We start from the raw sequence: 26,113 nt of genomic DNA, 5'->3' as shown, positions 1-26,113 counted from the left end.
CATGACCGAGCGCCCCACCCTGTTCCTCCGGGGGCCGGAGGATCTGGTGCGGCCGCTGCTGCCGAGGTGGGAGCCCAGCGACAACGAGATGTGGGAGGTGCACGAGTGGCTGCCGCCGCTCGTCGCACGCCACGGGACGCAGGCGTGCGGTCCGGCGCTGTCGGTCGCCGGCCGCGACCCGGGCGCGTTCGGGCAGTACCTGCTGCCGCTGCTCACCGACGAGGTCGCGGTGACGATGGCCGACTGGCTCGTCCGGCTGAAGTCCGGGGGCAGGACGGCCCGCGCCTGGCTGCGGCGCCACGGGACCGCCGCCGCGCCCTCCCTCATCCCGGACGCGCTGGGCAAGGCGGGCCCCGCGCGGCGTGCCGCCGAGGCCGCGCTGCGCTTCATCGCCGGCCGGCACGGCCCGGAGCCGATCGTGGAGGCGGCGCGGGTCCATGGCGGCAAGGCCGCCGCCGCGGTCGAGGCGCTGCTGGCCCGGGACCCCCTGGACGATCTGCCCAAGAAGATCCCGGTCGTCGACTGGGCGGAGCCGCGCATGCTCCCGCAACTGCTGCTGCGCGACCGCGAGCGCGCCCTCCCGGACGAGGCGGCCGGGCACGTGCTGACGATGCTGGCGATGTCGAAGCCCGGGGACGCCTACGCGGGCGTGGGGGTCGTCCGCGAGCTGTGCGATCCGGCGTCCCTCGCGGCGTTCGGGTGGGCGCTGTTCCGCTGGTGGGAGGTGTGCGGCGCGCCATCCGCGGACGGCTGGGCGTTCACCCAGCTGGCGCTGACCGGCGACGACGAGACGGTCCGCCGCCTCACCCCGGTCATCCGGGCGTGGCCCGGCGAGGGCGGGCACGCCAAGGCCGTGGCGGGCCTGGACGTCCTCGCCGCCGTCGGCACCGACACCGCCCTGATGCACCTGCACTCGATCTCGCAGCGGGTGAAGTTCAAGGGGCTGAAGGCCCGGGCGCAGGAGAAGATCCGGGAGCTCGCGGCCGAACTCGAACTGTCCGCCGAGCAGCTCGCGGACCGGCTCGTCCCGGACTTCGGGCTGGACGCGTCCGGGACGCTCACCCTCGACTACGGCCCGCGCCAGTTCGTCATCGGGTTCGACGAGGCGCTCCGGCCGACGGTCGCCGACGAGGGCGGCGCGCGGCGCAAGTCGCTGCCCCGGCCGGGAGCCGGCGACGACCCGGCGCTCGCCCCCGACGCCTACAAGCGCTTCGCGGGCCTGAAGAAGGACGTCCGGACGGTCGCGACCGACCTGCTCGCCCGCTACGAGAACGCGATGGTCACGAGCCGCCGCTGGCCGGTGGCGGAGTTCCGCGACTTCCTCGTCGGGCATCCCCTCGCCGGGCATCTCGTCCGGCGCCTGGTCTGGCTGGCCGAGGACGGTCCCGCGTTCCGCGTCGCCGAGGACGGGACGTTCGCCGACTCCGCCGACGACACCGTCGCCCTTCCGGAGACGGCGCTGGTCGGCATCGCGCACCCCGTCCACCTGGGCGGGGAGGTGAAGGCGTGGTCGGAGGTGTTCCTCGACTACGAGATCCTGCAGCCGTTCGAGCAGCTGGCGCGGCCCGTCCACGAGCTCACCGGTGAGGAGCGCGAGACCGGCCGGCTGACCCGGTTCGAGGGGCTGGTGGCTCCGATCGGCGACCTGCTCGGCCTCGTCCGGCGCGGCTGGGCGCGCGGCCCGGCGATGGAGGCCGGCATCGAGTGGTACGTCTCCCGCCGCGTCGCCGCCGACCGGCATCTGGTCGCCACCTACGACGGCGGCTTCCCCGTGGGGGCGCCCGACGAGATGGGCGACCAGACCTTGGCGGACGTCCGGTTCGCCGTGTACGCCGACCGCTACCGGAACGACCGGCCCGCCGCGAGCGTCCCGGACGGCCTCGACCCGGTGACCGTCTCCGAGGTCCTCGCCGACCTGACCCGGCTGACCGCTTCCTCGGCGAAGACAGACCGATGACCGGCGCGGGACCTGCTGTTTCGCCGCTGAAGGCCACCCCGCGGCGCCGTGATCAGATCGGCCGGTAGCGTGCGGAGGGTGAGCACGGCGTCTGAACTCCCTCCCGGTCAGGTGGTCTGAGCATGACGAACTACGCCCGCATGTACCGCTTCGGCATGACGCCGTGGGAGCGCTATGGCAAGGCCGCCGGGGACAGCATCGCCGCGCTGCTCGACCGGGAGGAGGCCGACCGGTCCCGGCCGCTCGGCCGGGCCCTCGACCTCGGGTGCGGTCGCGGCCAGTTCACCCCCGAACTGGCGCGGCGCGGCTGGGAGGCGGTCGGGGTCGACTACGTCCCCGCCGCGATCGAGGCGGCCCGGAGCAAGGCGGAGGAAGGCGTCACGTACGTGGTGGGCGACGTGACGGACCTGGAGGCGTCCGGTCTCGGAACGTTCGGCTTCTTCATCGACATCGGCTGCTTCCAGGGTTTCGAGCCCGAGCAGCGGCGCGCCGAGGGGCGCGGGGTCACCGCGCTGGCCGACCCCGGCGCGACGCTGCTGATGCTCGCCTTCGGCGTCACCCGGCTCCGCTCGCGCATCGGCGGGGTGTCCCAGGCGGAGGTCGAGGCCGCGTTCCCGGACTGGGAGATGCTCGACGTCCGGCCCGCCGAGACCGCCGGGCTGGGCTGGCCGATGAACAGGACGTCCCCGCAGTGGTACCGGCTGCGGCGGCGAGGCTGACGGCGAGGCCGGCCACCGCCGCCGCGTGCCTCAGGCCGCCGCGTGCCTCAGGGGGACGGCGGCGAGCAGGCGGTGAGGGTGTCGATCAGGGTCGCCCGGAGGAGCGCCACCTTGTAAGCGTTCTGGGGCAGAGGGGTGCACCGGGCGGTCGCCAGGTCGGCGGCGGCCGTCAGCGTCTCCTCGGTGGCGGGCTTGCCGAGCAGGGCTTCGGCCACTTCGGTGAGGAGGAGCGGCGTGCGGGCCACTCCGCCCACGGCGACGGACGCGGTGGCGATGGTGTCACCGTCGAAGGTGAGGCGGGCGGCGGCTTCGACCAACGGCCATTCGGCCATCTCGCGGGCGGTGGCGCGGCGGTACGCGGCTCGTTCGTCCGGCGTCGGCGGAGGCATGACGACGGCCTGCAGGATCTCGCCGGGCTCCAGGCGGTGGTCGCGCGTGGGGTCGGCGCCGTCCCCGTACAGTTCGGCGATGCCCAGCGTGGAGCGGCCGTGGACCTCGGCGGTGGCGCCGTAGGTGAGGAGCGCCACGGCGAGCGAGGACGGGTGAGGGGCGACGCAGGGGCCCTGGTCGACGACGGCCGAGTAGAGGTGGGCGCCGTCGCGGGCGTGACAGGTGTCGCCGCCCGTCTGGTGGCAGGTGAAGGCCGGGTTGCGCAGGTACCAGCAGCGGTTGCGCTGGAGGAGGTTGCCGCCGACGGTCGCGACGTTGCGGATCTGCGGGGTGGCGACGGCGGCGGCCGTGGCGGCGAGCGCCGGGTAGGCGGCGGTCAGCCGGTCGTCGGCGAGCAGGGCGGCGATCGTGGTGAGGGCGCCGACGCGGGCGGAGCCGTCCGGCCGCCAGTCGACGCCGCCCAGGCCGGGGACGCCGAGCAGGTCGACCGCGGGACGGGCCGCCCGGGTCATGACGTCGGTGCCGCCGGCGCGCGGCTCGCCGCCGGTGTCGCGGACGGCCGCGGCGGCGGCCTCGATGGTGGTCACGTGCCGATCCCCTCGAGGAGCAGGTCGGGCCGGATGGGCAGGTCGTGCGGGCGCCATCCGGTGGCGTGCCGGACGGCGTTGCCGACCGAGGCGGCGACGGCCACGGTGCAGACCTCGCCGAGGCCGATGCCGCGGCCGGGGACGTGGTCCCAGCCCTCGGTGTGGAAGTGCACGTCGATCTCCGGGGTGTCGGCGATCCCGGGGATGCGGTAGTCCTCCAGGTTCGCGGTGAGGACGGTGCCGGTGGCCGGGTCCTCGTGGCGCTGCTCGAACAGGGCGTAGCCGATGCCCTGGATGACCCCGCCCTCGCACTGGTTGCGCGCCAGCCGGGGAGCGTAGACGTGGCCGGACGTCACGCCGCACCAGACGCGGGTCGGTTTGACGCGTCCGAGCAGGGTGTCCACTTCGACCTCGGTCACGACGACGGCTCCGGAGAAGCCCCGTCCGATGGCGAAGTGGTCGAGCGGGAAGGGCGTCACGTATCCGCGCCGGTCCCGGGGGCGCTTGCCGACGACCCGGAGCCCTTCGGCCTCCTCGAGGGTGCGGGCGCCGAGGGCCTTGCGGAGCCGGCGCGCCGCGTCCTCGGCCGCCGGGGCGACGGACGCGGTGGCGCAGCTGCTGGCGGACGTCGGCCCGTAGGCGTGGTCGCTGTCGCCGACCTCGACGCGCACCTGCGCGGGCCGCAGGCCGAGCGCGGACCGCACGACCTCGGCGATCACCGAGCGGGTGCCGGTGCCGATGTCCTGGACGGCGACGCGGGCGACCACGGCGCCCCGCTCGACCGCCAGCGCGACCTTGGTGCCGGGGTCGAGGAAGTACATGTAGTTGGCGGCCGCGACGCCGACGCCGCGGCGGAGGCGCCCGTCGCCGGGGTCCGCGCGGTCGCGCCACATGGGCAGCTCCGCGGCCCGGTCGTACAGGGCGTGGCGCTTGGCGTTGCCGTCCCAGCGGCGGCGCAGGTCGACGGGGTCCTCGCCGCGGCGCAGCGCCATCTCGTCCACGCCCTGTTCCAGCGCCCACAGCATCGGCGGCAGGCCGGGGCCGCGGAAGGGGATGCCGGGGGCGCGGTTGGTGACGTGGTCGTAGTCGCGGATCCGGCGGGGCGCGTTGCCGTAGAAGAACCGCGAATGCCAGGCCGCGTTCGACCCGATGGACACGCCCGAATCGCCGTGGGCGTCCATGGTGAAGGCGGACAGGCCGCCGTCGGCGTCCGCGAGAAGGGCCAGCTCGATGCGGACCCCGGGGCGGGTGCCGCCGTCGACGAGCTCCTCCGGCCTGCTGAGGACGACCCGGACCGGCGCGCCGTGCAGGCGGGACAGCTCCACGGCGGCGGCCACGTCGGGGGTGACGTTGACCTTGGAGCCGAAGCCGCCGCCCACGTGCTCTGCCACGATGTGGACCTGCTCCCGGCGGAGGTTCCAGCGCTTGGCCGCCTGTTCGGCGACGCGGGTCACCGCCTGGGTGGACAGGTGGAGGTGCAGTTCACCGTCTTCCCAGCGGGCCACGCAACCGTGCGGCTCCATGCAGGTGTGGGCCTGCACGCCGGTGGTGAAGGTGGCCTCCACCAGGGTCTGGCCGCCGTCGCTCCGGGCCTTCTCGATGCGCTTCACCGCCGTGCCGCCGCGCCAGCTCATGCCGGCCGGGCCGCGCACGTTGCCGTTCCACTTGGCGGACGCGAGCGGGCCCTCGTTGGCGCGCGGAGCCTCCTTGCGGGACTCCGCGGTCGGATAGACGACGGTCTCGTCCTCCGGCGAGAGCACGGCGGGCAGCACCGTGTAGTCGATCTCGACCCGCGCCGCGGCCTCCAGCGCCTCGGCCTTCGTGGGCGCGGCGACCGCCGCCACCGGCTGGCCCACGTAGCGGACGACGCGGTCCGCGGGCAGCAGCTCGGTCAGCGGACCGTCGTACCGGATCTCCCCCACCTTCGCGTGCGGGTGCGGCGACCGTACGATCACGCCTTCGAGCTGCCCGTCCAGGACGACGTCCGCCGTGTACCGCGCGGCGCCCGTGATCTTGCTGAGGGCCTCCACGCGGGCCGGCGTCACCGCGCCGTCGTCGTGCTCGCCCGCGCACGCCGCCGCGACCGCCTCGTAGATGCCGACGTACGCGCCGCAGCGGCACAGGTGCCCGGCCAGGGCCTCGGCGATCTGCTCGCGGGACGGTTCGGACGTGCCGTGCTCGGCGCGCCACCGGTCCATGAACGCCGCCGCCTCCACCACGAAGCCCGGCGTGCAGTAGCCGCACTGGAGCGCGTCGTGCTCGGCGAAGGCCCGCTGCACCGGATGGTCGCCGCCGAGGCCCTCGACGGTCGTGACCTCGCGGTCCGCCACCGCCTCGGCGGGCAGCAGGCAGCTCGCCGCCGTGCGCCCGTCCACCAGGACGGTGCAGGTGCCGCACACGCCCGTGCCGCAGGCGACCTTCGTCCCGGTCAGCCCCATCCGCTCGCGCAGTACGTCCGCCACGGTCTCCGCGGGTTCGGCACGGGTGCCGACGGACTTGCCATTGAGGCTGAATTCCATTCGCGCTCCATGCGCAGGGGGCTGATCAGCGTCATCGTGGCACAGCGAACAGGGTAAATCACCACTTTCGTGCTATCTCACCTCTACAGTTGTCGCGACGTTTCATCGCTCACGGCAGACGGGAACCGCGGTGCCACCACAGCCGGGCGTGCCACAGGGGATCGATCCGAACACCCCGAACGTGGCGCGCATGTACGACTACGTGCTCGGCGGCAAGGACAACTACGCCGCCGACCGCGAACTCGCGGGCCACCTCATCGCCTCCATCCCGGACGGGGTCGAGGCGCTGCGCGCGAACCGCCGCTTCCTCGGCCGCGCCATCGCCCACGTCGCCGGGCAGGGCATCGACCAGTTCATCGACCTCGGCGCGGGCCTGCCCAACCAGGGCAACGTCCACGAGATCGCCCAGCGCGTCCACCCGCACGCCCACGTCGTCTACGTGGACATCGACCCGGTCGTCATCGCGCACGCCCGCGCCCTGCTCGCCGCCGACGACCGCACCGCCGCGCTCCAGGCCGACATGCGCGACCCCGGAACCGTCCTCGCCTCCGACGCCGTGGCCCGCCTCATCGACTTCGACCGCCCGGTCGGCGTCATCTTCAACGCCATGCTGCACTTCGTCACCGACGCCGAGGACCCCGCCGGCATCGTCGGCGCCTTCACCGACCGCATGGCCCCCGGCAGCCACCTCGTCATCTCCCACAGCACCCTCGACGACCGCCCCGCCGACCTCGTCGAGATCATCAGGGCCGCCTACGAGAACGCCTCGGCCCCCATGGTCTTCCGCGACCACGACGCGATCCTGCGCCTGTTCAACGGCCTCCGCCTCGTCGAACCGGGCCTCGTCAAGGTCAACCGCTGGCACTCCGACGCCGAGGAGGCCGCCGCCACCGGCGGCGCCTGGGTCTACGGCGGCGTCGCCGTCAAGTAGCGTCGCGCGTCACGGCGGGCCGGAGCCGTCGACCGCCCGCTCGTGTTGAGCGTTGCTGCTTTTCTGTCTCCTATAGTGAGCCGAGCATTCGTGTCACTGGGAGGAAGGATGTTCGGCATGCCGTCGCCGGTGCGCGGGAGACCCTCGTGGTCCCGGCCGTGCCTGGGGCTGGCGTTGCTGATCATCCTGCTGACGGTCGGCTGCCTCATGCAGCTCGGCAAGGGCGCCGCCGCCTTCCAGTCGGCCGGTGCCGGTCCCGTCGCCGCCAGTGCGGCGGACGAGCCGCCGCGGGAGTCGGGGACGGAGCCGGGTACCGGGCAGTGCGGCAAGAAGACGGTGGCCGAGGCGCCCCCGGTCGCGCCCGCCGCCCAGCCGCTGCCGGTTCCGGCGGTCGTGCTGCCGGCCGCACTCGCCGAGGGCGCGGCGGCGCCGCCGGGCGCGGTCGCCCCGGTGGCGCGCCAGGGACCCGCGCCGCCCCCGCCCGACCTCGCCGGACTCTGCGTTCTGCGGATCTAGAGGCCCCGTTCACCCGGGCCGCCAGATCCGACCGAACGGAGTCCGACCGATGATCTCTGCTCGCCCGTCCGTGCGGGCGTCCACCGGCATGCTCGCCAAGGCGGGCCGCGCGCTGGCCTGCTGGCCGCGCCGCCGCTGGGCCTTCGCCGCCGCCGGGGCCGCCGGGGCCGCGCTGCTGGTGGGAGCGCCCACCGACGTGATCCCGAATCCGCTGTTCGGCCGTTCCGTGCCGGTGCAGTGGTGGAACTATCCCGTGCTCGCCGTCACCGCCGCCCTGTCCGGGCTGGTCCTGGCCACCTATGCCGGACGGCCGTCCGGCGCGGGCCGGCGCCTCGGCCCGCTCGGCGGGCTGCTGTCGTTCTTCGCGATCGGGTGCCCGGTGTGCAACAAGGCGGTGCTCCTGCTGCTGGGCACCTCCGGCGCACTGACGATCTGGGCGCCGCTGCAGCCGGCCGTGGCCGTGCTGTCGATCGCCCTGCTGGCCGTGGCCGCCGTGCGGTGCCTGGCCGGGGAGATCGACTGCCCGGTCGGCACGCCCGGCTCGTCCTGACACTTCTTCCGCACCGCGCGCGCCGCGCCGCGCGGTCAGCCCGCCTGCGCTGACCACGGGCCGCGTTCACGCACGCCCGGCCGCGCCGCGCGCTCTCTTGGAAAGGCTCTTCCGCCATGTCGGCTTCATCTCGCAAGACCCGCTCCCTGACCATCGCGGCCGTGCTGCTGGGCGCGGCCCTGGTCCTCGGCCTGGCCGCCGCCCTCAGCACCCGGGGCGGCGGGGAACCGGCCGCCGCCGGGTCGCCGTCGCCGTCCGCCTCGCCGTCGCGGTCGACGTCCGGCGGCCCCGACCTGGCCCGGCGCAAGGACGGCGACCCGTTCGCGCTCGGCCGCACCGACGCCCCGGTCGTCATGATCGAGTACAGCGACTTCCAGTGCCCGTTCTGCGGCCGGTTCGCCCGCGAGACCAAGCCCCGGCTGATCAAGGAGTACGTGGACGCCGGCGTGCTGCGGATCGAGTGGCGCAACTTCCCGATCTTCGGGGACGAGTCGAAGGCCGCGGCGCAGGCGGCCTACGCCGCCGCCCGGCAGGACCGCTTCTGGGCGTTCCACGACCGGCTGTACGCCGAGCCGCGGCGCCGCAACTCCGGCGACTTCGCCCGCAAGCACCTGATGACCTGGGCGCGGGAAGCCGGCGTGCCCGACCTGGACCGCTTCCGGGCCGACATGGAGAGCGGCGAGGCCGAGGACGCCATGATCGCCGACCAGGTCGAGGGCTACCGGATCGGCGCCGCCAGCACCCCGACGTTCCTGATCAACGGCCGGCCGCTCCTCGGCGCCCAGCCGTTCGAGGTGTTCGCCAAGGCCGTCGAGGAGGCGCGCGGGCGGTGAGCGTCGGCTACCTGGCCGCCCTCCTGGGCGGCGTCCTGACCCTGTTCAGCCCGTGCAGCGCGCTGCTGCTCCCGGCGTTCTTCGCCTACTCCTTCACCGAGCGGACGCGACTCGTCGCCCGCACGGCGGTCTTCTACCTCGGGCTCTGCACGACGCTGGTCCCGCTCGGCGCCGCCGGGGCGCTGGCCGGCCGGCTCTTCTACGGGCACCGCGACCTGCTGGTCGCCGTCGGCGGCTGGACGATCATCGCGCTCGGCGTCGTCCAGATCGCCGGGCTCGGGTTCGGCTCCACCCGGCTCCAGGGGCTCGCCGCCCGGCGCGGCAAGGCCGGGTCCGCGCTGTCGGTCGGCCTGCTGGGGGCCGTCTACGGGCTGTCGGGATTCTGCGCCGGGCCCCTGCTCGGCGGCATCCTCACCGTCTCGGCGGTCGGCGGCAACCCGCTGTACGGGGCGTCGCTGCTGGCGGTGTACGCGCTGGGCATGGCCGTCCCGCTGTTCGTGCTGGCCCTGCTGTGGGACCGCTACGACCTCGGCCACCGCCGCGTCCTGCGCGGCAGGCCGGTCACGCTCGGGCCGCTGCGGGTGCACTCGACGTCCCTGGTCGGCGGGCTGTTCTTCATCGTCCTGGGGACGGTGTTCCTGCTCTTCGACGGCACGTCGGCGCTGCCCGGCCTCCTGGACCCCGACACCGAGTTCGCCTTGGAGGAGACGGTCTCCCGCATCGGCGCGGCCGTGCCGGACGGCCGGCTGCTGGCGGTCCTCGCCGCCGGGGCCGCCGTCGCGGCCGCCGCGTTCCTGTGGCGCGGACTGCGGGAGGACCGCCGCTCGCCCGACTGAACGACATTGATAACCGTTTTCACTTTCGTTAGTGTGTGGCACCCCGCGTCGCCGTTCCGAGGGAGAGCCATGCACGACCAGTTGACCCGCCGCGCGTTCCTGGGAGCCGCCGCCGGAGCCGCCGTCCTCGCCGGGTGCGGGACGGGCCCCTCCTCCGGCGGCGGCGGCAGGCTGCGCGCGGCGTTCGCGGGCGGCGGCGCGACCGAGGTGCTCGACCCGCACCTGGCCAACCTGTTCGTCGAGGCGGCGCGGGCGAAGGCCATGTTCGACAAGCTCGCCGACCTCGGCGACGACGTCGCGCCGCGGCCCCGGCTGGCCGAGCGGTGGGAGGCGAGCGCCGACCTGCGGACGTGGCGCGTCACCCTGCGCGAGGCGGTCTTCCATGACGGCAAGCCGGTGCGGGCGCAGGACGTCCTGGCCAGCTACGCGCGGATCCTCGATCCGAAGGGCGCCTACCGGGCCCGGTCCAGCCTGGCGCTGATCGACCTGGGCGACAGCAGGGCGGTGGACGAGCGCACCGTCGAGTTCGCGCTCAAGCGGCCGTTCGCGGAGTTCCCGAACGCGCTCGCGGCCTTCGGCGCGTACATCGTCCCGGCGGGCCTGCACGACTTCTCCAAGCCGGTCGGGTCGGGGCCGTTCCGGTTCGCGTCGTGGCAGCCGGGCCGGGCGGTGCTGCTCGCCCGCAACCCGGACTACTGGGACGGCGCGCCGCACATCGGCGAGCTGGAGTTCCTGATCGCCAACGAGGAGTCCGCCCGGATGAACGCGCTGCTCGGCGGCCAGGTCGAGTACGCCCACGACATCTCGCCCGCGACCGCGCGCCGGCACGGCTCCCGCGCCCGGTTCGTGCACTCCCCGAACAGCAACATGCAGGCGTTCGCGATGAAGGTCGACCGGCCGCCGTTCGACGACCGCGACCTGCGCGAGGCGCTGTTCCTGCTCGCCGACCGGCGGCGGCTGGTCGACACGACGATGCCGGGCGCCGGCCAGATCGGCAACGACCTGTTCGGCAAGGGCTACCTGCACTACGCCGCCGGAATCCCGCAGCGCGAACCCGACCTGGACCGTGCCAAGGCGCTCATCAGGAAGGCCGGGGCGGACGGGACGACGATCGAGCTGACCACGTCCCAGGCCGCGTCCGGCTTCGTGGAGGCGGCCACCGTGTTCGCCGACCAGATCCGCGCCGCCGGGCTCAAGGCCAAGGTCGTGACCGGCGACAAGGACACCTACTGGTCCGACATCCTCAAGAGGGGCACGCTGGTCAGCTTCCGGTCGGGGGCGATGCCGATCGAGACGCACATCTCCCAGCGGCTGCTCTCGCACTCGACCACCAACGCCACCAGGTGGGCCAGGCCCGACTTCGACGCGCTCTACGACCGGGCCGTCTCCTCGCCGCGCGAGCAGGACCGCAAGGACGCCTTCGACCGGATGCAGCGCATGCTGCACGCCGAGGGCGGCCTGCTGGTCTGGGGATTCGCCGACGGCATCGTCGCGACGGCCCGCAACGTGACCGGCGTGCGCGGCGCCCCGATGAACACCCTGGACTGGGCGCGCTTCGACAAGGTCCGCCTCGGATGAGCCTCCCCCGCTACGCCGCGCGGCGGCTGCCGCTGGCGTTCGCGCAGGTCGCCGCCGTCACCACCGTGATCTTCCTGCTGACGGAGCTGCTGCCGGGCGACGCCGCCGTGGTGCTGGCCGGCGACTCCCCGGATCCCGCCCGGGTCGCGCAGATCCGTGCGGGCCTCGGCCTGGACCGTCCGCTGCCCGAGCGGTTCGCCGAGTGGGCGGCCGGGCTCGCGCACCTGGACCTCGGCAGCTCGATCGTGTCCGGACGGCCGGTGGCGGAGATCGTCCTGGCCGCGCTCGCGCCGACCGCGCTGCTGGCCGGGCTGACGCTGGCGCTGCTGGTGCCGCTGGCCATCGCGGCCGGGGTGGGCGCGGCGGTCCGGGAGGGCGGCCTGCTGGACCGCGTGCTGACCTCCACCGGCGTCGCGCTGTACTCGGTCCCCGAGTTCGCCCTGGCCATGCTGCTCATCGCGGTGTTCTGCGGGTGGCTCGGCTGGCTGCCCGCCACCGCGATCGACGGGCTCGGCGCCGCCGTGCTGGTACTTCCGCTGCTCGTGCTGCTGGCCCGGCCGCTGTCGTCCACCGGACGGCTCGTCCGCGCCGGGATGATCGACGCGCTGCACGCCGGCTACACCCGGCACGCGCTGCGGCTGGGCGTCCCGGTGCGGCGCGTCCGGTACGCGCACGCGCTGCCGAACGCGCTGGCGCCCGCCGCGCAGCAGCTCGCCCGCACCGTGGACTGGCTGCTCGGCGGCGTCATCGTCGTGGAGGCGGTGTTCGTGGTCCCGGGGCTCGGCACCGTACTGGTGGACGCGGTCGCCGACCGGGACCTGCCCGTCGTCCAGGGCCTGGCGGTGCTGTTCGCGACGACGACCGTCCTGGTCAACCTGGCCGCCGACCTGGCGGCGTTCCGCCTGGTGCCGCGCGCATGAGGCGGCCGCCGATCGTCCCGCTGCTGCTGGTGGCGGTCCCGCTGCTGATCGCGCTGGCCGGGCCGTGGCTGGCGCCGGGGTCGGCCGGGACGTCCGGACGCGGGGCGGCGTTCGCCGCGGACGGCCCGCTCGGCACCGACTTCGCCGGACGGGACGTGTGGGGCCAGGTCCTGCTCGGCGGCCGGACCCTGGTGCTGGTGGCGCTGGCCGCCACCGCCGGCGCGTACCTGCTGGGCGTCCCGTGGGGGCTGGCCGCCGCGACCGCGCCGCGCCGCGCCGTGGACGAGGCCCTGATGCGCCCGCTGGACCTGCTGCTGGCCGTGCCGTCGCTGCTCCTGCTGATCCTGCTCGCGGCCATCGGGTCCGGCGGCGCGCTGGTGTGGGCGCTCGCCCTCGTCCACCTGCCCGACATCGCCCGCGTCACCCGCGCGGCGGCACTGGAGGCGGCGCACGGGACGGCGATCGAGGCCATGCGGCTGCAAGGCGAGCACCGCTGGCGCACCGGTGTCCTGTTCGTCGGACGGTCAGCGCTGCGGACGCTGGTCACCGACGCGGGCACCCGCCTGACCGGCACCCTCTACCTGGTCGCCGCCGCCGCGTTCCTCGGCATCGGGGTCTCCCCCGACACCGCCGACTGGGCCGTGATGATCGACCGCAACCGGGCGGGCCTGTTCCTCAACCCCTGGTCCGTCCTCGCACCCGCGCTGCTGATCGTCATGCTCACGGTCGGGCTCAACCTCGCCGCCGACCGCGCCTTGGAGGAACGGTGATCGAAGTGGTGGGCCTGCGGGTCCGTTCCGCCGCCCGGACGCTGGTGGACGGGGTGGGCTTCACCGTCCCGGAGGGGCGGGTCCTCGCGCTGGTCGGGGCGTCCGGCAGCGGCAAGACGACGACCGGGCTGGCGCTGCTCGGGGAGCACCCGCCGGGCACCGAGGCCACCGGCACGGTGCGGATCGACGGGCGGTGGCCCGCCGCGGCCGGCGCCGTCGGCTACATCCCGCAGCATCCGTCGTCCGTGCTGAACCCCGCCCGCCGGATCGGGCCGATGCTCCGGGGCATCGCCCGGTTGCACGGCACCGATGCGGTCGCCGCGCTCGACGCCGCGCGGCTGCCCTCCGGCGGAGCGTTCCTGCGCCGGTTCCCGCACCAGTTGTCGGGCGGGCAGCAGCAGCGGCTCGTGCTCGCCCAAGCCCTGCTCACCGCGCCCAAGGTGATCGTCGCCGACGAGCCCACCACCGGCCAGGACGCCGTCACCCGTGCCGAGCTGGTCGGGGTGCTGCGCGGCCTCGGGGTGACGCTCGTGCTGCTCAGCCATGACCTGGACGTCGTCCGGGCGCTCGCGGACGACGTCGTCGTGCTGCGTGGCGGCAAGGTCGTCGAAGCGGGTCCGGACGTCCTGGACGCGCCGCGCGGCGACTACGCCAAGGCCCTGGTCGCCGCGCAGCCCGACCCCGCGGCGCCCGCCACCGCCCGGCCGCTGCCGGACGCCCCGCTGCTGCGCGTCCGCGACCTGACCGCGGGCCACGCCGGCCGCCGGGACCGTCCCGCCGTGGACAGGGTCAGCCTCGACCTGGCCGATGGGGAGCGGCTGGGGATCGTCGGCCGGTCGGGCGGTGGCAAGACGACGCTGGCCCGCTGCGTCGCGGGGCTCCACCCGTGGACGGGTGGCAGCGTGGCCGTCGGCGGCGTGCCGCTGCCCGCACGGCCTCGGCGGCGCACCCGCGCCCACCGGAGGCTGGTCCAGTACGTGTTCCAGGACGCGCGCGCCTCGTTCGACCCGTGGCGCCCCGTCCACGAACAAGTGGCACGCACCGCCGTCCGGCTGCGGGATCTGCCCTCCGCCCAAGCCCGAGCGGAGGCGCTCGACAGCCTGGAGCGCATGGGCCTGGACGCGTCGGTCGTCCGGCACCGCCCCGACCGGCTGTCCGGCGGCGAACTCCAGCGGGCCGCCCTCGCCCGCGCGCTCCTCGCCCGGCCCCGCGTGCTCATCTGCGACGAGATCACCTCCGGGCTCGACACGCTCACGCAGGCCGCCATCCTGGACCTGCTCGCCGGCCTGGACCTCGCGCTGGTCTTCATCAGCCACGACCTCGGCGTGGTCGCCCGGATCGCCGACACCGTCGCCGTCGTCCACGACGGCCGCCTCGTCGAGCACCGGCCCGCTGCTCACCTCCTGCGGGCACCCGAGCACCCCCTCACGAGGGCCCTCCTCGGAGACCCGGAGGGTCAGCGGGCCACGGTCTGGCGGTAGCGCTCGTCAGTGCGGAGGAGGGCGCGGTGCGTGTCCTCGGCGGTGATGGCGCCGCCGTCCAGGACGAGGACGCGGTCGGCGGCGTCCAGCAGGGCGGGGCTGGTGGTGATCACGACGGTGGTCCGGCCGCTCCGCAGACCGGCGATGCCTCGCGCGATGAGCTGCTCGGTGACCGCGTCGACGGCGGTCGTCGGGTCGTGCAGGACGAGGACCGGGCTGTCGGCGGCCAACGCGCGGGCCAGCGACAGCCGCTGGCGCTGCCCGCCGGACAGGTTCGCGCCGCGGTCGCGGACGGGGTGGTCGAGCCCGTCGCGGTGCAGCGCGACGACGTCGGTCAGCATGGACGCCTCGACGGCCGCCGCGACCTCCCGGGCGGTGCCCGACGGGTCGATGTTCGTGCGGAGCGTGCCCGCGAAGATCTCCCCGTGCGACGGGTTCACCAGCAGGTGCGCGCGGAGCCCGTCGGTCGACAGGTCCGCGGTGTCCCGGCCGCCGACCCGCACCGCGCCCTCGTACGCGCCCGGCGGGACCTCGCCCGACAGCAGCGCCATGAGGTCGGCGGCGGCGCGCTGCTCGTAGGCGGCGATCGCCGTGAACTCCCCGGCGGGCACATCGAACTTCAGCTCGCGCAGCGACCCGTACCGGACGCGGTCGACCTCCAGGCCGCCGTCCGCGTCCGGGCGCGCCGTGCCCGGCACCGCCACCGGCGGCGCGGCCAGCACCAGCGCCATCCGCTCGGCGGACGCCCGCGCGACCATGAGGTGCTTCGGCATCTCCGAGAACAGCTTGAGCGGTTCCATGATGAACTGCGCCAGCCCGACGGCCATGACGAGTTCCCCGGTGGTGATCCGGTCCTCGAACGCGAGCCAGCCAGCCAGCAGCGTCACGGCGGTGGCGAGGAGCGCGTTGAGCGCCAGCGCGGCGCCCGCGTACGCGCCGTTGGCCCTGGCGACGGTGACCGCCTGGTCCCGCGCCTCCCCGCTGACCCGGCGGTAGGACGCGAACGCCGCGTGGTTGCCGCCGAACCCGTGCAGCGGGCGCAGGCCGCTGATCAGGTCGGCGACCTTCGCGCTCGCCCGCGCGACGCGGGCCTGCTGCTCGCGGGTGCCGGTGCCGATCCGCTTGGACAGCACGCTCAGCACCGACAGGACCGCGACGGTCCCCGCGATCACCAGCAGGCCGAGCCCGACGTCGGCCAGGCCCAGCGCGACCGCCGCGATCAGCACCGCGACCAGCGAGCTGACCAGCAGCGGCACCACCTCGATGATGTCGGCGGTCTGGTCGGCGTCCTCGGTGGCGATGGTCAGCACCTCGCCGGACTTCAGGTCGGCGTCCCGGGCCACGGGCTGGAGCCCGCAGGCCGCTACCCGCACCCGCCAGCGGTGCGCCTCGGTCGTGTTGGCCTTCTGCAGGATGCGCATCCCGAACCGCCACGAGAACGACACCGTCGTGATGATCACGGCGAGCGCGGCGATGGACAGGCCGAGCGCGCCGAGGCTCCGGTCGCGCATCGTGTGCTCGACGATCAGGCCCAGCGCGATGGGGAAGGCGGTCTCGCCCGCCTGGTACATGCCCATGAGGACGGTGCCCGCGGTCATGGCGCCCGCGTTGCGGCGCAGCGCGGTCCGCAGGATCGCGGAGCCCGTGCGGGGTCCCGGTTCGGCGGCGGTCGTCGTCTCCGCGGCGGTCGTCATCGCCGGTTCAGCCCCCCGCCCGCCAGGCGCGCCACAGCCGCGCGTACCGGCCGCCGAGCGCCACCAGTTCATCGTGGGCGCCCTGCTCCACGACGCGCCCGGCGTCGAGCACGGCGATCCGGTCGGCCGCCATGGCCTGGGTGAGCCGGTGCGCGACGAACAGCGTCGTGCGCCCCCGGCACGCGGCGAGGACGGCCCGCTCCAGCGCGGCGGCGCCCTGGCTGCCCGCCTCCGCGGTCGACTCGTCCAGCACCACGACCGGCGACCGGCTCAGCACCAGCCGGGCCAGCGCGACCTGGGTGGCCCGCGTGGCGTCGAGGCGCTCGCCGCCCTCGCCGACCGGGGTGTCCAGGCCGTCCGGCAGGGCGTCGACCCAGCCGTCCGCGCCGACCGTGCGCAGGGCGTCCATCAACTCGGCGTCGGACGCGTCCGGCGCGGCCAGCCGCAGGTCGCCGGCGAGCGGGCCGGAGAACACGTGCGTCTCCTGCGTCAGGATGCTCACCAGGGCCCGCGCGCCCGCCTCGTCCAGGTCGGCGAGGTCGACCGGGCCGATGCGCACCGACCCGGCCTGCGGGGTGCCGATGCCCGCGATGAGCGCGGCCAGCGTCGACTTGCCAGCGCCCGTCGCGCCGACCAGCGCGAGCGAGCCGCCCGCCGGGATCACCAGGTCGACGTCCCGCAGGACCGGCTCCTCGGAACCGGGATAGGTGAACGTCAGCCCCTCGACCGTGACCGGGTGGGCCGCGGCGTCCGGCTCGGCGGGCGTCCCGCCCACCAGGCGCTCCTCGGCGGGCTCCCCCAGCACCCCGACCAGCCGGGTCAGGCTCGCGCCCGACTTCTGGGCCTCGTCGAAGGTGAACAGGATGGAGCCCAGCGGGTTGAACAGGCGGTGGAACAGCAGCGGGGCCGCCGCGACCTCGCCCAAGCTGGCGGCGTCCGCCTCCAGCAGGGCGTACCCCACCGTGATGATCAGGACGAGCCCGATGAACTCGGCGCGGTTCTCCCGGCCGACGAACCGGCCGAAGAGGCGGAACACCTCGATGCCGAGGTCGCGCACCCGCCACGACTCGCGGGTCACCCTGGCGCGGAACGCGTCCTCCAGCCGGTACGCGCGGACGGTGCCGATCCCGTCCAGCCCGCTGATCAGCTCCTGCGCCCGGTCGGCCTGCGCCGCGCGCTGCCGCCGGTAGAGCGGCGCCGACCTCGGCAGGTACCAGCGCAGGGCCAGCGCGTAGGCGGGCAGCGCGCCGGCGCCCGCCAGGCCGAGCCGCCAGTCGAGGCCGAACATCCCGGCGGTGGCGATCGCGACGAGCACGCCCGCGGAGAAGACCGTGGGGACGGCCGTCCGGATGCCCTTGGACAGGACGGCGACGTCGTCGCCGACGCGGGAGAGCACGTCCCCCCGGCCGACCTGCTCGATCCGCGCGCTCGGCATGCCGAGCACCGCCCGGACGGCGCCCTCCCGCAGCCGCGCGAGCAGTTCCGCGCCGAGCCGCCCGATCAGGTACGTCGACGCGGCGGTGGCTGCGGCGCCGAGCGGAACGGCGGCCACCAGCAGGGCCCCGATCGTGATCAGGATCGCGGGCGAGCCGCCGCCGGCCACCCCGTCCACCACCCGGCCGAGCAGGAGCACCGGCAGCACCTGGAGCGCCGCGCCCGCCACCGTGGTGAGCACCGCGGTGCCCGTCAGCCACGGCGTCTCGCGGCAGTGCGCCGCGACCCAGCGGGACGCCTCGCGCCCGGACGCCGTGCGCAGGGCGGCCGGGGCGAGGCGCGGGACGGCGGTGGTCACTCCTGGCCGACCGACGCGACGATCTCGGCCTCGTTGCCCAGGGCCTTGGCGATGTGCACCGCGTTGCCCTGCCACGGCTCCATGACCGCGCTCATCCGCGCGGGCCGAGTCCGGCTAGCACTACTTTCCTCCGAAATCAGACCTGAATAAGGAGAGCCTAACCTAAATGGGATCATGGACTCCGGCCCGGGCGGCGTGCGCCTCATCCCTAGTTGCACCTCACGCCCAGGGCCTCGGGAAGTCGTCGCCGTCCAGCCGGGCGCCTTCGGCCAGCCCCAGCGGGTCGGTCACGGGGTGCGGGGCGCCGTTGTAGACGGTCTCCTCGTCCATGTAGATGACGACGTGCGCGAGCCTCGCCAGATCGGTCGTGTTGGGCAGGGCCATGTGGCCGGTGTAGCCGCTGTGGAAGGTGCAGTCCCCGGCCCGGAGGGGGATGGTCACGCGCGGGATCCATCGCAGCGCCGGATCCGCCTCGAACAGGTCGCCCTCCTCATGGAGGTCCTGCGCGCGCAGGCCGCTGCGGGTCTGGGTACCGGGGAGGAACGTCATGCAGCCCCGCTCGGGCGGGACGTCCACCAGCGCGATCCACGCCGAGAGCGGGAGCCGGTCGTCGGCGTGCGGCCAGTACGGCCGGTCCTGGTGGAACTCGGTGGCGGTGTTGCTGTGCGGCTCCTTCACCAGCATCTGGTCATGCCACAGCCGCACCGGGAAACCCGCGAGCTGCTCGGCGACCCGGCCGAGCCGCCGGTCGAACGTGAGGTCGCGCAGGGTCTCGTCGCGCCGCCAGACGTTGACCAGCTGGCTGAAGGCGCCGCCCTTCTCCAGGCTCTCCCCGCGATGGGATTCGAGGTACGCCTCCGCGCCGGCTCTGAAGCGCTCGACCTGCGTGCGGTCGAGCACGCCGCGGACTCGGACGAATCCGTTCTCACGGTAGCTGCTGACGAGGTCGTCGGAGAGGCGTCCGTCCGGGCCGAGGTCTGTCTCTTCGCTCATGTGGAAAGCCTCGCAACGGCCGGAGGCACCGGCTAGGCCGATGCCGTCCTCCAGTCGTACGATTCCGACATGACCACGGTGCTGCACGAGCGGGCGTTGTTCGCGGACGAGCCGATTTGGGGAAGCGTGCAGCAGCTGTCCGCGGACGTCGAGGCCCACGCGCACGACTTCGTGGAGATCGCCGTCATCGGGCCCGGCCGGGGCACGCACGTGACCGCCACGGGCGTGCACCGGCTGCGGCACGGCCAGGCCGTCGTGCTCCGGCCGGGCGCGTGGCACGGCTTCGAGGGCTGCGCCGATCTCGTCGTCGCCAACTGCTGCGTGTCGGCCAAGGCGCTGCGCTCCGACCTGGAGGGCCTGATGCGGGTCCCGGCGCTGCGCCGGCTGCTGTGGACGGAGCCCGTCGCCTCCGGCTCCCGGGGTGTGGCGGTCACCGCCGTCGGGCCGGACGCCGCCGACGAGGCCATCGACCAGATCCGGCTACTCGAAGCCGACCTGTCGGGTGCCCCGCCCCGCACCGGACGCGCGCTGGGCAGGCTCGTCACCGTCCTCGGCATCCTCGCCGACGCGGGCTCCCCCGGCGGCGCCGGGCCCGGCATGCACCCGGCGGTCGCCGCCGCCATCGCGCGGATGGAGGCGGCGCCCGCCGAGGCGTGGCGGCTGGGCGGCCTCGCACGCGCCGTCAACCTCGACCCCGACTACCTGGGGCGGCTGTTCGTCCGGCACGTGGGGGCGTCCCCGCTCGCCCATCTGGCCCGGATCAGGGCGGAACGGGCCGCCGACCTGCTCGCCCACTCCGACCTCCCGGCCGCGCGCGTCGGCGCGGCCGTGGGCTGGGACGATCCGACCTACTTCGCGCGGCGCTTCCGCGAGCTCGTCGGCCTGACCCCGACCGCGTACCGGCGGACGGCCAGGCCGCCGGCGGCGGTCGCGAGCAGCAGGCCGCCGAGGACGGCGGGCGCCTGGCCCCCGCCGGAGCCGCCGTCCTTCGCCGGCCCGTAGCCGCCCGCCATGCCCTGCCGGTCGTAGGCCGAGCCCGGCATGCGGTCGCCGTAGCGCTCACCGACCGCCCGCTGGTAGGCCGCCAGCGGGACGGACGCCGCGCCGGTCGCCTGCCGCGCCTCGGCGTTGAGGGGGTGGACCCGGCCGTTCCGCAGCGCGTACCAGGCGTTGATCTGCGGCTCGCGGAAGACCGTGCCGCTGTTGCGGGCGTAGGTCTCCTCGTCCGCGCCGGAGGCGATGTTGGCCAGCCGCCAGGCGCCGTCCTTGCGCACGGCCCACACCGACGCATGCTGACCGTCCGCCGAGACCGCCTCGGTGGCGAGGAACGACAGCCGCGCGACGGTGCCGGAGGCGCCGGTGACGAAGCCAGGGTTCAGGTCGTAGACCGGCACGGTGGGGCCGGTCAGCTCGGGCGCCATCCGCTTCGCCGCGGCGGCGCTGACCTCGCCCGTCCTGCCCCGCCCGGCGAAGAAGCGCGCGACGGTCGGGGCCGCCTCCGCGGCGACCTGCCGGGCGGCGGCCACGTCGGCGGCCGGCGGCGGGGTGGGTGCGGGGGACGCGGGGGACGCCGCCGCCGGTGACGCCGCGGACACCGCGATCGCGCCGCCGAGCGCGAGACCGGTGAACAGTTTCATCTCACGCCTCCTCATGCGCCGATGTAGTCGAGGGAATGGGTCCAGAAGAAGGTGCCGTTGCTGACGTAGTAGTCGTACGCCGACCAGTTGTAGCGGTAGTCCGACGGCCAGGGATTGCCCCAATAGACCATGTTCGAACTGTCGTCGTAGCCGTACAGGACCTCCATGTGCCCGCCGCCGCTCGTCCATTGGATGCGGGCTATCACGGGCCGCCGCGCGTCGATCTCGCGGACGATCGCCCAGTAGTAGAGATGGGCGTTCACGTAGTTGCCGGGATTGATCCCGATCTTGCGGAAGGCGGTCTGGTCGTCGGCGAGCGTCGCCTGGCTGTTCGGGCAGGACGAGTTGATCGAGCGGTTGAAGGCGAGGTTGCAGAACTGGTTCTGGGTGTAGTTCCGGCCCATGAAGGCGGCCACGGTGTTGCCGGACGCGGCCCAGCACCAGTTGGACATCTCCTGCGCCTGCATCGAGATGCCGAGCCGCAGGGCGGCCGCGTCGGCGGTGCCGGGCACGGCCGCGGCGGCGAGGGCCAGCGCGCACACGGCGGCGCGCAGGCCGGAGCGAACTTGCATGGAAACGCACTCCTCCGGGGACGGGGTGGGGGGCTGTTCGGACGTCCGGAGAACGTCAAATGAATGGTCGTCCCGCACCGGGCGCGAAACAACCCTTTCAACCCCGGAGGCATTTCAACGTATACGCGGCCATAAATTAGAAACGGCGTGCGAGAGGGCGGTTCAGTCCCATTCCCAGCGGATGCCGTGCACGCCGGGCCGCACTTCGATCTCCGCCATGTGGACGGCGCGCCAGTCCGACAGCGGCAGCTCCCGCACGTCGGTCGGTGGCGTCACGGTGTTCGGCTGCCAGACGCGGTGGCAGCGGGCCGGGAGGGCGTCCGGCTCGAAATGAACGTGCAGCAGGTACATGTGCATGGGGTGGCGGAACCACCGGTGGTAGAAGGTCGCCTCGGGACCGCCGCCGCTGTAGCCGAACTCGTAGTCGACCATGCAGGTCTCGTCCCGCCGCAGCGGGCGCTCGAACAGCAACTCCACGGCGGTGACCCCGGCCGCCGCGTCGGTGCGGACCTGGCCGAGCCGGCAGTGGGACGCCCGGCGGATGTCGGGCAGCATCTCCTTCTCGCAGTGGTACACGGCCACGTGCCGGTCGACGCCGTCGGTGCGCGCCTGGAACACCGCCCGCGTGCGCACCGACCGCTCGTCCCGGCCGGCGCCGACGCGGACGGTCTCGTCGCAGCTCAGCCAGCGCAGCTGGCCGTCCACCGGGTTGCGGATCTGCCCGAGCAGCCGGTCGACGCTGGCGTGCACCTCGCTGACGTCGCGGTACGCCAGCGCGCCGGGCACGTTGTGGGCCCACCGGCCGCGCGGGCGGCGCGGCCCGAGCAGCGCGGTCAGCGACTCCGGCGGCACTTCGAGGATCTCCTCCAGCGCCCGGACGGCCGACACCCGCTCCGGGCGGCACCGGCCCCGCTGCCAGTTGCTGAGGCTCGCGACGCTGACCTGGATCCCGCGGTCGGCGAGCCTGGCATGGAGCCGTTCCAGCCCGAGCCCGCGCGTCTGGATCGCCGTCCGCAGCGCGCTTTCGAACGAATCCGCCATCGCCGGATCCTCCTGCTGGGAACCTGCCCGACGACTGGGGATCGTCGGGGGCCGGGGTAGCAGTGAGGAACGTACTGAGTCGCCGTCCAGTAGTCCAGGAGTCGCGCGCCGGTCAGCCGGCCTGGGGGGCCAGGACGGCGCGCAGGACGTCCAGGGCGCGCTGCCGGTGCGCGTCCAGCTCGCGGACGAGCCGGTCGGCGTCCCGGGCGCGGACCGCCTCGATGATCCGGTCGTGCGCGTCCACCGAGGCCGCGCGCTCCGCCGGGTCGTTGTAGTACATGGCCCGGTACACCTCGGTGGAGTCCCAGAGCAGCCGGATCAGCCGCAGGACGTGGGGCTGGCCGGGCGTCTCCAGGACGGCGAAGTGGAACGCGCGGTTGGCGGCCAGCTCGGCGGCGACGTCTCCGGCGGCGGCGGCCTCGGCGCAGGCGCGGGCGGCCTCGCCGATGCGCCGCAGCGCGGCGTCGTCCAGCATCGGGAGGGCGTGCCGGGCCGCGCGCTCCTCCAGGATCTTGCGCAGCTCGTAGATCTCGCTGAGGTCCTCGTACTGGAGTTCGGTGACGACGTACCCGCGCCGGGGCCGGTAGGTGAGCTGCCCCTCCTCGGCGAGGACGCGCAGCGCCTCCCGCACCGGCGCGACGCTCAGCCCGACCTGCGCGGCGATGTCCTCCTGGTTGACCCGCTCGCCGGGCCGGACGTCCCCCGACGCGATGCGGCGGCGCAGCGCGTCGACGGCGTGCTGCTGGGCCGTGGGCACCGTGGCGCGGGGATCTTTCACCGGGCCGAGCATAGCCGCGGGCGCGCCGGTCAGCGGAACGCCTGGACGCCCGTCAGGGCGCCGCCGATGACGAGGGCGTGGACGTCCGCCGTCCCCTCGTAGGTGACGACCGACTCCAGGTTGTTCATGTGCCGGATCACCGGGTACTCCAGGGAGATCCCGTTGGCGCCGAGCACCTGGCGGGCGCTCCGGGCGACGTCCAGCGCGGCGTTGACGTTGCCGAGCTTGCCCATGCTGACCTGCTCGGGACGCAGCCGCCCGGCGTCCTTGAGCCGGCCGAGGTGCAGGGCGAGCAGGGTCGCGCGGTTGACCTCCAGCGCCATGTGGGCGAGCTTCTGCTGCTGGATCTGGGTTCCGGCGATCGGCTTGCCGAACGCCGTGCGCTCCCCCGCGTACTTCAGCGCGGCCTCGAAGCAGGCGCGCGCAGCCCCGGCCGCGCCCCACACGATGCCGTAGCGGGCCTCGTTCAGGCACGACAGCGGGCCCCGCAGGGACGACACCTCGGGCAGGACGGCGTCCGCCGGCAGCCGGACGCCGTCCAGCACCAGCTCGGAGGTGATCGAGGCCCGCAGCGACAGCTTCTTGCGGATCTCCGGCGCGCTGAACCCCGGCGTGCCGGCCGGGACGAGGAAGCCGCGGACGCCCTCGTCGGTGCGAGCCCACACCACGGCCACGTCCGCGATCGAGCCGTTGGTGATCCACATCTTGCGGCCGTCGAGGATCCAGTCGCCGCCGTCGCGGCGCGCGCGGGTGCGCATCGCGCCCGGGTCGGAGCCCGCGTCCGGCTCGGTCAGGCCGAAGCAGCCGACGGTCTCCCCGGTCGCCATCCCCGGCAGCCACCGCCGCTTCTGCTCCTCCGAGCCCCAGCGCCAGATCGCGAACATCGCGAGCGACCCCTGGACGGACACCATGCTGCGCACCCCGCTGTCGCCCGCCTCCAGCTCCATGCAGGCCAGGCCGTAGGCGGTCGCGCTGGTGCCCGCGCAGCCGTACCCCTCCAGGTGCATGCCGAGGACGCCCAGCGCGCCCAGCTCGCGCGGCAGCCCGCGCGGGATGGACGCCTCCTCGAACCAGTCGCCGGCGTGCGGGACGACCCGGTCCTCGACGAAGCCGCGGACGGTGTCGCGGATGTCGCGCTCCTCGTCCGACAGCAGGCCGTCGATGTCCAGGAAGTCCAGGGGGCGGAGCTCCACCGCCCGGTCGGACGCGCTGGTCATGGCCGTCACATCCCCTCGCGACGCAGAATCTTCGAAAATCGAAGAACCGATGGTCGCACACATCCGGGCGCCCCGCCAAAAAGAGCCCGCCGCCCGGACGCGGGCGGCGGGCACGCGCGGCCCCTACTTGCGGCGCGCCACGTCGTAGGCGGCGCAGCCGATCAGTTCGAGGGAGACCTGGAGCCGCTCCAGGCTGATGTTGTCGGCGATCGTGTCCTCGGGGGTGTGGTAGATCGGCTCCAGCTGGCTCGGCGCCTCGCCGCCGCGCCAGCTGAAGTTGCCCGCAGGGATGCCGCGCTCGTAGAACGCCTCGTGGTCGCTGGAGCCGCGCGCGGTCGGCCCCTCGGTCTGGCCCGCGTACCCGAGGCGGCGCGCGGCGGCGTTCACCGCGGCCGTGGTGGTGTTGTCGGCGCCGTCCACCGACAGCAGCCAGTACGTGCCCGCCGGCGGATGGCTGGTGGCGACCATGTCGTTCTGGAAGCAGCCGGTGATCCGCCCGACCTCCGCCTCGTCGAGCTCCTTCACGTAGTGCCGGGCGCCGACCAGGCCGCTCTCCTCCGCGCCCCACAGGCAGATCCGCACGGCCTGCTGGGTGGGCAGCCGCTTCAGGACGCGCGCCAGCTCCAGGCACAGCACGGTGCCGCTGCCGTCGTCGTTGGCGCCGGGCGAGCCGGGGACGCTGTCGTAGTGCGCGCTGACGATGACGGCCTTGCCCCCGGGGTTGGGCAGCGTGGCCCGTCGCTCCGCCAGGACGTTGTACGAGGTGAGCCCGGCGTGATGGGCGACCTCGAACGACAGGCTCCGGGCACCGGCCCGGATCCGCTCGCCGTGGTACCCGGCCAGCCCCAGCACCGGGATCGCGACCGGCTCCTTGAGGTTCGGGACGAAGGCGCTGGGCTTGCGCTCCGGGTAGGTGGTCGAGCGCGCGTTGACGATGAGCGCCGCCGCGGCGCCCGCGTCCGCCGCCGACTTGGCCTGCCCGGTCTCCTGGCCGGTGACGCGGTCGAACAGCACGAGCTTGCCGCGCACGTCCCCGGTGACCTCGGTGGCCGGGCCGACGTCCACCACCGTCCCGGCGGCGGGGGCGACGGCGCCCTGCGGGGACGCGCTGCACTGCCAGAGCCGCTCGCCCTCGGCGCGGATCTCCGCCAGGTACTTGTCGGCGACCGGGAAGGGCTGCAGCTCGACCGTGTACCCCAGGTCGCGCAGCTGCCCGGCGATGTAGTGGGCGGCACGGTGCTCGGAAGGAGTGCCGGCGATGCGCCAGCCGATCTCGTCGCTGAGCACCCGCAGGTGCCGCAGCGCCCGGCGCGCGTCGACGCGGGCGACCACGGCCCGGTCGCCGACGGTGAGGGAGGGCGGCCGGGCGGCACCGGGCCGCTGCCGGGTCGCGGCGGCGGCGGTGCCGGGCAGCAGGCCGACCGTCGCGAACCCGGTGAGGGCGGCGACTCCGGCCAGCAGATCACGGCGTTTGACCTCGGACATGTGGCGTCTCCTCAGGGAGCTCGGGCGCCGCCCCCGCCCGGTCCGGATCGCGAACCGGACAGACGCGGCACGACAAGGACCTTTCACCCCCGTTCGGGCGAACCTACGAAAAAGCCTCTCCGTTAACAAGAATGGCGAGATAACCCGCAACCGGAACGTGATCAGCCACCGTGCGGCCGATCACCCTGTCACCATTCCCCGGAACGGCCAGATGATCACGTCGCCGAAAAGAGATCCCGGCCCCATGCCCCGGCACCGCACCCCGGCACCGTCGCCCGCGAAGACGCCGCGCGGCCGAATTCCAACGCGTCACGCGC

Annotated in this window: 22 protein-coding genes; 12 read left to right on the top strand and 10 right to left on the bottom strand. The window is 74.5% G+C overall.

Annotated elements, in window-relative coordinates; translation table 11 throughout:
• Window position 1 precedes the first annotated feature (1 nt).
• Window positions 2–1,957, top strand: coding sequence for a DUF4132 domain-containing protein (locus tag AB0K34_RS13200; protein ID WP_364548097.1), 1,956 nt, complete (start codon window positions 2–4; stop codon window positions 1,955–1,957).
• Between the two features lie 122 nt (window positions 1,958–2,079).
• Window positions 2,080–2,676 (top strand): methyltransferase domain-containing protein, encoded by a 597-nt coding sequence (locus tag AB0K34_RS13195; protein WP_364548000.1) that lies wholly within the window; start codon window positions 2,080–2,082, stop codon window positions 2,674–2,676.
• A 47-nt stretch (window positions 2,677–2,723) separates the two neighbouring features.
• Here AB0K34_RS13195 and AB0K34_RS13190 read toward each other — a convergent pair whose 3' ends face one another.
• Together AB0K34_RS13190 and AB0K34_RS13185 are read right to left on the bottom strand one after the other, a co-directional pair.
• Entirely contained in the window at window positions 2,724–3,653 is a 930-nt protein-coding gene (locus tag AB0K34_RS13190) for an FAD binding domain-containing protein (RefSeq protein ID WP_364547997.1), read from the bottom strand.
• A complete protein-coding gene (locus AB0K34_RS13185) occupies window positions 3,650–6,172 on the bottom strand; it encodes a molybdopterin-dependent oxidoreductase (RefSeq protein ID WP_364547993.1) in 2,523 nt (840 codons plus the stop codon). The genes AB0K34_RS13190 and AB0K34_RS13185 overlap by 4 nt, the downstream gene beginning before the upstream one ends.
• 130 nt (window positions 6,173–6,302) lie before the next feature.
• Here AB0K34_RS13185 and AB0K34_RS13180 point away from each other — a divergent pair, with 130 nt between their 5' ends.
• From AB0K34_RS13180 to AB0K34_RS13140, 9 genes are all read left to right on the top strand, one after another.
• Window positions 6,303–7,103 carry an SAM-dependent methyltransferase gene (locus tag AB0K34_RS13180; protein ID WP_364547990.1) on the top strand — a complete coding sequence of 267 codons (801 nt, stop codon included), beginning with the start codon at window positions 6,303–6,305 and terminating at the stop codon, window positions 7,101–7,103.
• Between the two features lie 117 nt (window positions 7,104–7,220).
• A complete protein-coding gene (locus AB0K34_RS13175; protein ID WP_364547987.1) occupies window positions 7,221–7,619 on the top strand; it encodes a hypothetical protein in 399 nt (132 codons plus the stop codon).
• Between the two features lie 49 nt (window positions 7,620–7,668).
• Window positions 7,669–8,169, top strand: coding sequence for a hypothetical protein (locus AB0K34_RS13170; protein ID WP_364547985.1), 501 nt, complete (start codon window positions 7,669–7,671; stop codon window positions 8,167–8,169).
• A 116-nt stretch (window positions 8,170–8,285) separates the two neighbouring features.
• Entirely contained in the window at window positions 8,286–9,002 is a 717-nt protein-coding gene (locus AB0K34_RS13165) for a thioredoxin domain-containing protein (RefSeq protein ID WP_364547982.1), read from the top strand.
• Window positions 8,999–9,838: a cytochrome c biogenesis CcdA family protein gene (locus AB0K34_RS13160; RefSeq protein WP_138637505.1), complete on the top strand. Its 840-nt coding sequence runs from the start codon at window positions 8,999–9,001 to the stop codon at window positions 9,836–9,838. The genes AB0K34_RS13165 and AB0K34_RS13160 overlap by 4 nt, the downstream gene beginning before the upstream one ends.
• Before the next feature lie 69 nt (window positions 9,839–9,907).
• A complete protein-coding gene (locus AB0K34_RS13155) occupies window positions 9,908–11,416 on the top strand; it encodes an ABC transporter substrate-binding protein (RefSeq protein ID WP_364547979.1) in 1,509 nt (502 codons plus the stop codon).
• Entirely contained in the window at window positions 11,413–12,336 is a 924-nt protein-coding gene (locus tag AB0K34_RS13150; protein WP_364547976.1) for an ABC transporter permease, read from the top strand. Before AB0K34_RS13155 ends, AB0K34_RS13150 begins: the two co-directional genes overlap by 4 nt.
• Window positions 12,333–13,106, top strand: a complete 774-nt coding sequence (locus tag AB0K34_RS13145; protein ID WP_138637502.1) for an ABC transporter permease subunit — start codon at window positions 12,333–12,335, stop codon at window positions 13,104–13,106. The genes AB0K34_RS13150 and AB0K34_RS13145 overlap by 4 nt, the downstream gene beginning before the upstream one ends.
• A complete protein-coding gene (locus tag AB0K34_RS13140; RefSeq protein ID WP_138637501.1) occupies window positions 13,103–14,587 on the top strand; it encodes an ATP-binding cassette domain-containing protein in 1,485 nt (494 codons plus the stop codon). The genes AB0K34_RS13145 and AB0K34_RS13140 overlap by 4 nt, the downstream gene beginning before the upstream one ends.
• On the opposite strand, the gene AB0K34_RS13135 is transcribed toward AB0K34_RS13140, so the two are convergent.
• The 3 genes from AB0K34_RS13135 to AB0K34_RS13125 all read right to left on the bottom strand — a co-directional run bounded on the left by AB0K34_RS13135 (window position 14,563) and on the right by AB0K34_RS13125 (window position 19,066).
• Window positions 14,563–16,281: an ABC transporter ATP-binding protein gene (locus tag AB0K34_RS13135; protein ID WP_138637500.1), complete on the bottom strand. Its 1,719-nt coding sequence runs from the start codon at window positions 16,279–16,281 to the stop codon at window positions 14,563–14,565. The two genes, AB0K34_RS13140 and AB0K34_RS13135, sit on opposite strands and share 25 nt — an antisense overlap.
• Window positions 16,282–16,288: 7 nt before the next feature.
• Entirely contained in the window at window positions 16,289–18,073 is a 1,785-nt protein-coding gene (locus AB0K34_RS13130; protein ID WP_138637499.1) for an ABC transporter ATP-binding protein, read from the bottom strand.
• A gap of 219 nt (window positions 18,074–18,292) precedes the next feature.
• Window positions 18,293–19,066, bottom strand: a complete 774-nt coding sequence (locus AB0K34_RS13125; protein ID WP_138637498.1) for a phytanoyl-CoA dioxygenase family protein — start codon at window positions 19,064–19,066, stop codon at window positions 18,293–18,295.
• A gap of 69 nt (window positions 19,067–19,135) precedes the next feature.
• Here AB0K34_RS13125 and AB0K34_RS13120 point away from each other — a divergent pair, with 69 nt between their 5' ends.
• On the top strand, window positions 19,136–20,068 hold the full coding sequence (locus AB0K34_RS13120) for a helix-turn-helix domain-containing protein (RefSeq protein WP_138637497.1): 933 nt from the start codon (window positions 19,136–19,138) through the stop codon (window positions 20,066–20,068).
• 646 nt (window positions 20,069–20,714) lie between these two features.
• Here AB0K34_RS13120 and AB0K34_RS13115 read toward each other — a convergent pair.
• The 5 genes from AB0K34_RS13115 to AB0K34_RS13095 all read right to left on the bottom strand — a co-directional run bounded on the left by AB0K34_RS13115 (window position 20,715) and on the right by AB0K34_RS13095 (window position 25,796).
• Entirely contained in the window at window positions 20,715–21,275 is a 561-nt protein-coding gene (locus AB0K34_RS13115; RefSeq protein WP_138637867.1) for a papain-like cysteine protease family protein, read from the bottom strand.
• A 162-nt stretch (window positions 21,276–21,437) separates the two neighbouring features.
• The gene (locus tag AB0K34_RS13110) at window positions 21,438–22,316 is read right to left on the bottom strand and encodes a helix-turn-helix transcriptional regulator (RefSeq protein WP_138637866.1); all 879 of its coding nucleotides are present in this window, start codon (window positions 22,314–22,316) and stop codon (window positions 21,438–21,440) included.
• Window positions 22,317–22,428: 112 nt separating this feature from the next.
• The gene (locus AB0K34_RS13105) at window positions 22,429–23,094 is read right to left on the bottom strand and encodes a GntR family transcriptional regulator (RefSeq protein ID WP_205719350.1); all 666 of its coding nucleotides are present in this window, start codon (window positions 23,092–23,094) and stop codon (window positions 22,429–22,431) included.
• A gap of 29 nt (window positions 23,095–23,123) precedes the next feature.
• Window positions 23,124–24,311 carry an acyl-CoA dehydrogenase family protein gene (locus AB0K34_RS13100; RefSeq protein ID WP_138637864.1) on the bottom strand — a complete coding sequence of 396 codons (1,188 nt, stop codon included), beginning with the start codon at window positions 24,309–24,311 and terminating at the stop codon, window positions 23,124–23,126.
• A 123-nt stretch (window positions 24,312–24,434) separates the two neighbouring features.
• Entirely contained in the window at window positions 24,435–25,796 is a 1,362-nt protein-coding gene (locus AB0K34_RS13095; RefSeq protein WP_138637863.1) for a M20/M25/M40 family metallo-hydrolase, read from the bottom strand.
• Window positions 25,797–26,113: the final 317 nt, after the last annotated feature.

This window comes from Actinomadura sp. NPDC049382 (assembly GCF_040677125.1).
GTDB classification, from domain to species: Bacteria; Actinomycetota; Actinomycetes; order Streptosporangiales; family Streptosporangiaceae; genus Spirillospora; species Spirillospora geliboluensis.
The sequence above is the reverse complement of the archived record's forward strand: the minus strand, read 5'-3'. Positions and strand labels throughout refer to the sequence as shown.

Coding starts and splice junctions, on each gene's coding strand:
- AB0K34_RS13135 (WP_138637500.1), bottom strand. CDS start 16,281: ATGACGACCGCCGCGGAGACGACGACCGCCGCCGAACCGGGACCCCGC.
- AB0K34_RS13170 (WP_364547985.1), top strand. CDS start 7,669: ATGATCTCTGCTCGCCCGTCCGTGCGGGCGTCCACCGGCATGCTCGCC.
- AB0K34_RS13195 (WP_364548000.1), top strand. CDS start 2,080: ATGACGAACTACGCCCGCATGTACCGCTTCGGCATGACGCCGTGGGAG.
- AB0K34_RS13150 (WP_364547976.1), top strand. CDS start 11,413: ATGAGCCTCCCCCGCTACGCCGCGCGGCGGCTGCCGCTGGCGTTCGCG.
- AB0K34_RS13145 (WP_138637502.1), top strand. CDS start 12,333: ATGAGGCGGCCGCCGATCGTCCCGCTGCTGCTGGTGGCGGTCCCGCTG.
- AB0K34_RS13175 (WP_364547987.1), top strand. CDS start 7,221: ATGCCGTCGCCGGTGCGCGGGAGACCCTCGTGGTCCCGGCCGTGCCTG.
- AB0K34_RS13155 (WP_364547979.1), top strand. CDS start 9,908: ATGCACGACCAGTTGACCCGCCGCGCGTTCCTGGGAGCCGCCGCCGGA.
- AB0K34_RS13125 (WP_138637498.1), bottom strand. CDS start 19,066: ATGAGCGAAGAGACAGACCTCGGCCCGGACGGACGCCTCTCCGACGAC.
- AB0K34_RS13115 (WP_138637867.1), bottom strand. CDS start 21,275: ATGCAAGTTCGCTCCGGCCTGCGCGCCGCCGTGTGCGCGCTGGCCCTC.
- AB0K34_RS13100 (WP_138637864.1), bottom strand. CDS start 24,311: ATGACCAGCGCGTCCGACCGGGCGGTGGAGCTCCGCCCCCTGGACTTC.
- AB0K34_RS13185 (WP_364547993.1), bottom strand. CDS start 6,172: ATGGAATTCAGCCTCAATGGCAAGTCCGTCGGCACCCGTGCCGAACCC.
- AB0K34_RS13120 (WP_138637497.1), top strand. CDS start 19,136: ATGACCACGGTGCTGCACGAGCGGGCGTTGTTCGCGGACGAGCCGATT.
- AB0K34_RS13095 (WP_138637863.1), bottom strand. CDS start 25,796: ATGTCCGAGGTCAAACGCCGTGATCTGCTGGCCGGAGTCGCCGCCCTC.
- AB0K34_RS13165 (WP_364547982.1), top strand. CDS start 8,286: ATGTCGGCTTCATCTCGCAAGACCCGCTCCCTGACCATCGCGGCCGTG.
- AB0K34_RS13110 (WP_138637866.1), bottom strand. CDS start 22,316: ATGGCGGATTCGTTCGAAAGCGCGCTGCGGACGGCGATCCAGACGCGC.
- AB0K34_RS13200 (WP_364548097.1), top strand. CDS start 2: ATGACCGAGCGCCCCACCCTGTTCCTCCGGGGGCCGGAGGATCTGGTG.